Raw genomic sequence first — 6,620 nt, 5'->3', positions numbered from 1 at the left:
CCCTCCCTCTCCCTGTGGGAGAGGGGCGGGGTGAGGGCATCAGGCCGCACGAGATTTCCCCTCACCTACCTCTCCCAAAGGGAGAGGGGACGGTATTACTTAAACAACGCGTGCACGTTGTTTTGTTTGTAATTGAGCGTCGGGTGCAGCTCGTCGAGCTCGAACGACAGCGCCAGATAGCGGTCGGCCATCAGCTCCGCGAAATGTGCCTTGATCAGCGCAAACAGCATCTCCCCCACGGCTTCCCGGCTCTCCAGGCTGCGCCCGGCACCAATCTTTAGCGTCATATGCACAAAGGCGTAGTCGTGCCTGCCGTCGGCCATCTGCCAGGTGTCCAGCCAGTGGGCGCGGCTGCGGATGCCGCCGATGGGGAAGATGCCCGTGGCGGCCAGCGCCTCATTCACTTTGGCAAACAGCCCCGGCAGGTCGGCCTGCTCGCGGATGTTGTCGGTACATTCAGCAATAAAGTGCGGCATGGTGGCTCCTTACGCGGGCAGCGGGAAAACGGCGTTGACCTGGCCGGTGCCGGAGCTGGCGAACAGCTCGGTGAGGAACTCCACCTTGCCGTCGTATTTGTCCCAGCCGAGCATCCCCAGCAGCATCACCGTGTCGTGCATGTTGCCCTCGCCGTAGCAGTAGTCGGCGTACTCCGGCAGCATGCTGCAAAACTCTTTGAACTGCCCCTCGCGCCACAGCTTCACCACGCGTTCGTCCATCTGGCGGTCGAACTCGCGGGTGTAGCTGTTCATCCCTTCTTCCGCGCGCTGGTCGTCGATAAAGCGGTGCGACAGCGAGCCGCTGGCGAGCACCGCCACGGTGCCGTCGTATTTTTCGATGGCGCTGACGATGGCCTCGCCCAGCCTGCGGCTGTCGGCGAAGTCGTGAACCGTGCAGAACGCCGAGATGGAGACCACTTTGAAGTGTTTATCCGCGTTCATGTAGCGCATCGGCACCAGCGTGCCGTACTCCAGCTTGAGGCTCGGGATGTTGTGCGCTTTGGCGCGCACGCCGAGCTTCACCGCCTCGTCGGCGATCAGCTGGCCGAGCTCCGGGTTGCCGTCGTAGTCGTAGGTCATGTCGCGGATAAAGTGCGGCAGCTCGTTGCTGGTGTAGACGCCCGCAAAATGGTCCGCACAGTTGATGTGGTACGCGCTGTTCACCAGCCAGTGGGTGTCGAACACGATGATGGTGTCCACGCCCAGCTCCCGGCAGCGCTTGCTGATTTCTTTATGCCCGTCGATGGCCGACTGGCGGCAGCCGTGGTTTTTCCCCGGCAGCTCGGAGAGGTACATCGACGGAACGTGGGTGATTTTTGCCGCTAACGCTAATTTACCCATGGTCAGATCCCCCACTTTGGAATCGGATGGTCGCCCATGGAGATGCAGACGTTCTTCATCTCCGCGAACACCTCGAAGCTGTACTCACCGCCCTCGCGGCCGGTGCCGGAAGCCTTCACGCCGCCAAACGGCTGGCGCAGGTCGCGCACGTTCTGGGTGTTGACGAACACCATACCCGCTTCGATATTCCGCGCCAGGCGCAGCACTTTGCTGACGTCCTGGGTCCAGATGTACGACGCCAGGCCGTACTCCACGTCGTTCGCCAGGCGCAGGCCTTCCGCTTCGTCCTTAAACGGCAGCAGGCAGGCCACCGGCCCGAAGATCTCCTCCTGCGCCACGCGCATGCGGTTGTCGACGTCCGCCAGCACGGTTGGTCGCAGGAAATTGCCGCCCTTCAGGTGCGCAGGCAGATCGGTTGGTTTGTCCGGGCCGCCCGCCAGCAGGGTTGCACCCTCTTCAATGCCGAGGCGGATGTAGCCGGAGACTTTCTCCCAGTGCTGCTGGCTGATGAGCGCGCCAATCTGGGTATTCGGATCGGTCGGATCCCCAACGCGCAGGCGGCTGGCGCGCTCTGCAAAGCGTTTAACGAATTCCGGGTAGATGCTCTGCTGGATGAAGATGCGCGAGCCGGCGGTGCAGCGCTCGCCGTTGATGGAGAAGATGGTGAACAGGGCGGCGTCCAGCGCGCGCTCGATGTCGGCATCTTCAAAAATCAGCACCGGGGACTTGCCGCCCAGCTCCATGGAATATTTCTTCAGCCCTGCGTTTTTCATGATGTTGCGTCCGGTGGCGGTGCCGCCGGTGAAGGAGACGGCGCGCACGTCGTGATGGCGCACCAGCGCGTCGCCTGCCGTCGCGCCGTAACCCTGCACCACGTTGAGCACGCCCGCCGGAATGCCCGCCTCCAGCGCTAGCTCGCCCAGACGATCGGCGGTCAGCGGGGAGAGTTCAGACATCTTCAGCACCGCGGTGTTTCCGAGTGCCAGGCACGGCGCGACCTTCCAGGTGGCGGTCATAAACGGCACGTTCCACGGCGACACCAGCGCGCAGACGCCCACCGGCTGTACCAGGGTGTAGTTGAGCATCTTGTCGTCGACCGGGTAGGTTTTGCCGTTCATCTGCTGGCACACCTCGGCGAAGAACTCGAAGTTGTGCGAGGCGCGCGGAATGAGCACGTTTTTGGTCTGGTGGATCGGCAGACCGGTGTCGGCGGTTTCCATGGCGGCGATCTCGGGCACGTTCTGGTCGATCAGGTCGCCCAGACGACGCATCAGGCGCGCGCGCTCCTTCATCGGCAGGTTGGCCCATTTCGGGAACGCCTCTTTGGCGGCGGCGACGGCCTGGTGAATTTCAGCTTCACCGCCGGCGGCGACTTCCGCTAATACCTCGCCGGAAGCCGGGTTGGTGGTGTGGAAGTACTCGCTTCCGGCGACGTTTTTACCGTTGATCCAGTGGTTAATCTTTTTCATTTTGCAGTCTCCTCGCTGACAATCCGGTTCACCAGGCGTCCCACGCCCTCCACTTCCACCACCACCTCATCGCCCGGCACTACGTCGGACAGCCCTTTCGGCGTGCCGGTGGCAATCATGTCGCCCGGCTGCAGGGTCATAAAATCGCTCAGGTACGCAATCAGGTACGGGATGCTGAAAATGAGATCGGCGGTGGTGCCTTCCTGGCGCAGCTCGCCGTTGACGAAGGTGCGCAGGGTGAGGTTGTGCGGATCGGGGATGGCTTCTTTTGGCACGATGTTTGGGGAAATGGGGGTCAGCCCGTCCCGGCTTTTCACCCGCAGGTTCGGGCGGTAGTAGTTTTCCAGGTAGTCGCGGATGGCGTAGTCGTTGCAGACCGTATAGCCCGCAACACAGTCCATCGCCTCGGCTTCGCTGACCTTACGCGCGGTTTTGCCGATGACCACCACCAGCTCCGCTTCGTAATGCATGTACTCAATATTGTTCGGGCGCACCGACGTCTGGCCGTCGCCGTTGAAGGTGTTTGGCGCTTTGATAAATACCAGCGGCTCGGTCGGCGGCTTAAAGTCCAGCTCGCTGGCGTGGTCGGCATAGTTCAGACCGAGGGCAAACAGCGTGGCGTGCGGCGGCGTGCTGTGCGCAATAGTGACGCTATGCTCATCCACCACCGGGTTTTCCAGCGGCGGAAAGCCTTCTGCCAGAATGCGCACGCGATCGCCCGGGCGGATCTCAACGCGGCTTTGCGGGGTGCCGAGCAGGATTGCATCGCCGGGATTGAGGGTGGCGAAGTCGCTCAGGGCGCTCAGCAGTTCGGCGGCGCTGCGCTGAAGATCGGCCGTGTTCCAGTGGTCCGCTTCGCGGCCGTTGATCTCGGTGATGATGGTCAGGTTATCCACGTTACCAACGGCGACAAGTTCGCCGAGCGGGCAAAATCCGTCCCGGCATTTGGCCTTGATGGCCGGACGGTAGAAGCTCTCTTCCGGCAGGCTCACCTCGTTGGCGAGCGCATATCCCGCGATGTACTCCGCGGCGTCCTCCACGCGAACCTTGCTGGCGGTTTTGCCCACGACCAGTGCCACCGTCGCGCCGCTTAATACCGTTTCCCCGTGCGGGAAGGGGATCGGCTCGCCCGCGCGGATCACCGTGTTATGCGGCTTGATAAACCACACCGCCGTTTTCGGCGGCGTGTTGTAGGGAGCTTTTTCAAAGGCCTCACGCCAGGCTTCACGCTGGCTTTGATGGTTGAGGGCGACGGCAAAAACGGTACCTTTCATTCATATACTCCTCACCCCGGTGGTCCGGGTTGTGATTTCATTAATATGTTAATGATCTGGTTTTATGCTTTTGCTGTTTATTTCGCAATCAGAAGTGAAAGATTTGTGATGGGAATAACAATAAATTTACGTATTGGGTTTTGTTTATAACAAAATCAAAGAGTTAATAAAATTGACGGGTTTCTGTTAAACTTTTTGATGGAAACCGTGTTGTTTATAAAAACATCTTTTAGGGATTGTTTACTTGTTAATGATGGGAAGGGGAAAGGCTATGCATGATTCATTAACCATCGCGCTGCTGCAGGCGCGGGAAGCGGCGATGTCGTACTTCCGCCCGATCGTGAAGCGCCATAACCTGACCGAGCAACAGTGGCGCATCGTGCGCGTGCTGGCTGAACATCCGTCGATGGATTTTCACGATCTGGCGTTTCGCACCTGCATCCTGCGCCCGAGCCTGACCGGCATTCTGACGCGGATGGAGCGCGACGGCCTGGTGCTGCGCTTAAAGCCGGTGAACGACCAGCGCAAGCTGTACGTGTCGCTGACCAAAGAGGGGAATGCGCTGTATGAACACGCCCAGGCACAGGTCGAAGAGGCGTATCAGCAGATCGAGGCGGAATACACGCCGGAGAAGATGAAACAGCTGACGGCGCTGCTGGAAGAGTTTATTGAACTCGGAAACCGGCATAACGCAGCGCGGGAAGAAGAGTAAAAACCACAAATTCCAGGATGATTTTCGTAAAGTTTTCCCTTTCCAGGCCGAAAATTCTGTATCTGTCTGAGGAAAGAGAAAACATGTTAAACCGTATCAAGATTGTCACCAGCTTAATGCTGGTTTTAGCGATATTTGGCCTTTTACAACTCACGTCCGGTGGTCTTTTCTTTAATGCCCTTAAGAATGACAAAGAGAATTTCACCGTCCTGCAAACCATTCGCCAGCAACAATCCACGCTGAACGCCAGCTGGGTCGCGTTGCTGCAAACCCGTAATACCCTGAACCGCGCGGGTATCCGCTACATGATGGATCAGAGCAATATCGGCAGCGGCGCGACCGTTAACGATTTGATGCAAATCGCGTCTACGTCTCTGAAACAGGCGGAAAAAAACTGGGCTGCCTACGAAGCCCTGCCGCGCGATCCGCGTCAAAGCGATGCGGATGCCATGGAGATCAAGCGTAACTATGATATTTACCACGGTGCGCTGGCGGAGCTGATTCAGCTGCTGGGTGCCGGCAAAATCAACGCCTTCTTCGACCAGCCGACCCAGAGCTATCAGGACGGTTTTGAGAAGCAGTATGTGAGCTACCTGCAGCAGAACGACAAGCTGTATCAGACGGCGGTCGAAGACAGCAACAGCTCCTACAGCCAGGCTATCTGGGTGCTGATCAGCGTCCTGATTGCCGTGCTGGTGGTGATCGTGGCCGTCTGGCTCAACATCAAGCAGACGTTGATCTCTCCGCTGAATCGTCTGATCGACAACATTCGCCATATCGCCAGCGGCGACCTGGTGAAGCGCATTGAGGTTCAGGGCACCAACGAGATGGGTGAACTGGCCGACTCGCTGCGCCATATGCAGAGTGAGCTGGTGCGTACCGTCGGCGACGTGCGTAACGGCGCGAACGCGATCTACAGCGGCGCGAGCGAAATTGCGATGGGCAATAACGACCTCTCTTCCCGTACTGAACAGCAGGCCGCTTCCCTGGAAGAGACCGCTGCCAGCATGGAGCAGCTGACGGCAACCGTTAAGCAGAACGCCGAAAACGCCCGTCAGGCGAGCCACCTTGCGCTGAGCGCTTCTGAAACCGCGCAGAAAGGCGGTAAAGTGGTGGACAACGTGGTGCAAACCATGCGAGACATTGCCGGTAGTTCACAGAAGATTGCCGACATTATCAGCGTGATCGACGGCATTGCCTTCCAGACCAACATTCTGGCACTGAACGCGGCGGTAGAAGCGGCGCGTGCGGGCGAGCAGGGCCGTGGTTTTGCGGTGGTGGCAGGTGAAGTGCGTAACCTGGCCCAGCGCAGCGCCCAGGCGGCTCGCGAGATCAAGAGCCTGATTGAAGACTCCGTGGGCCGCGTGGAAGTGGGCTCAACGCTGGTAGAAAGCGCCGGTGAAACCATGGGTGAGATCGTGAACGCGGTGACCCGCGTAACGGACATCATGGGTGAAATCGCCTCTGCGTCTGACGAGCAGAGCCGCGGTATCGACCAGGTGGGTCTGGCGGTAGCAGAGATGGACCGCGTGACCCAGCAGAACGCCTCGCTGGTAGAGGAATCTGCCGCAGCGGCGGCCGCACTGGAAGAGCAGGCGAGCCGTCTGACTCAGGCCGTGGCGGTATTCCGCATTCAGCAGGAGCAGATGAAAGCGCGCGAATTCGCTGCGGCTAAAGCGGTTTCCACGCCGGTGATGGCGCGTAAAACCGCGACGGCCGATTCAGGCGATAACTGGGAAACGTTCTAACCCGGTGCGTTGTGCCGGGTGGCGGCTACGCCTTACCCGGCCTACGGAAGGTTGTTGCAGGCCCGGTAAGCGAAGCGCCA

At 59.6% G+C, this 6,620-nt stretch carries 6 protein-coding genes; 2 read left to right on the top strand and 4 right to left on the bottom strand.

Annotated elements, in window-relative coordinates:
- Positions 1-95: 95 nt before the first annotated feature.
- From ACZ6J2_RS18330 to hpaG, 4 genes are read right to left on the bottom strand one after another with little or no spacing between them, the layout of a single operon-like run.
- Complete coding sequence (locus ACZ6J2_RS18330; protein ID WP_045400867.1) at positions 96-476, bottom strand: 5-carboxymethyl-2-hydroxymuconate Delta-isomerase; 381 nt, start codon at positions 474-476, stop codon at positions 96-98.
- Positions 477-485: 9 nt separating this feature from the next.
- Positions 486-1,337, bottom strand: a complete 852-nt coding sequence (gene hpaD, locus ACZ6J2_RS18325; RefSeq protein ID WP_045888120.1) for a 3,4-dihydroxyphenylacetate 2,3-dioxygenase — start codon at positions 1,335-1,337, stop codon at positions 486-488.
- A 2-nt stretch (positions 1,338-1,339) separates the two neighbouring features.
- On the bottom strand, positions 1,340-2,806 hold the full coding sequence (hpaE, locus tag ACZ6J2_RS18320) for a 5-carboxymethyl-2-hydroxymuconate semialdehyde dehydrogenase (RefSeq protein WP_471726387.1): 1,467 nt from the start codon (positions 2,804-2,806) through the stop codon (positions 1,340-1,342).
- Complete coding sequence (gene hpaG, locus ACZ6J2_RS18315) at positions 2,803-4,080, bottom strand: 4-hydroxyphenylacetate degradation bifunctional isomerase/decarboxylase (protein WP_471726386.1); 1,278 nt, start codon at positions 4,078-4,080, stop codon at positions 2,803-2,805. Before hpaG ends, hpaE begins: the two co-directional genes overlap by 4 nt.
- A gap of 271 nt (positions 4,081-4,351) precedes the next feature.
- On the opposite strand from hpaG, the gene hpaR reads away from it, so the two are divergent.
- The gene (gene hpaR, locus ACZ6J2_RS18310; protein WP_023334396.1) at positions 4,352-4,792 is read left to right on the top strand and encodes a homoprotocatechuate degradation operon regulator HpaR; all 441 of its coding nucleotides are present in this window, start codon (positions 4,352-4,354) and stop codon (positions 4,790-4,792) included.
- 83 nt (positions 4,793-4,875) lie between these two features.
- Positions 4,876-6,540, top strand: a complete 1,665-nt coding sequence (gene tsr, locus ACZ6J2_RS18305; protein ID WP_033146482.1) for a methyl-accepting chemotaxis protein — start codon at positions 4,876-4,878, stop codon at positions 6,538-6,540.
- The last annotated feature ends 80 nt before the right edge of the window (positions 6,541-6,620 follow it).

It is taken from the genome of Enterobacter sp. E14S (assembly GCF_055666685.1).
Note: the sequence above shows the minus strand (reverse complement) of the source record. Positions and strands in the feature narration are given on the sequence as shown.

Coding starts and splice junctions, on each gene's coding strand:
- ACZ6J2_RS18330 (WP_045400867.1), bottom strand. CDS start 476: ATGCCGCACTTTATTGCTGAATGTACCGACAACATCCGCGAGCAGGCC.
- hpaD (WP_045888120.1), bottom strand. CDS start 1,337: ATGGGTAAATTAGCGTTAGCGGCAAAAATCACCCACGTTCCGTCGATG.
- hpaE (WP_471726387.1), bottom strand. CDS start 2,806: ATGAAAAAGATTAACCACTGGATCAACGGTAAAAACGTCGCCGGAAGC.
- hpaG (WP_471726386.1), bottom strand. CDS start 4,080: ATGAAAGGTACCGTTTTTGCCGTCGCCCTCAACCATCAAAGCCAGCGT.
- hpaR (WP_023334396.1), top strand. CDS start 4,352: ATGCATGATTCATTAACCATCGCGCTGCTGCAGGCGCGGGAAGCGGCG.
- tsr (WP_033146482.1), top strand. CDS start 4,876: ATGTTAAACCGTATCAAGATTGTCACCAGCTTAATGCTGGTTTTAGCG.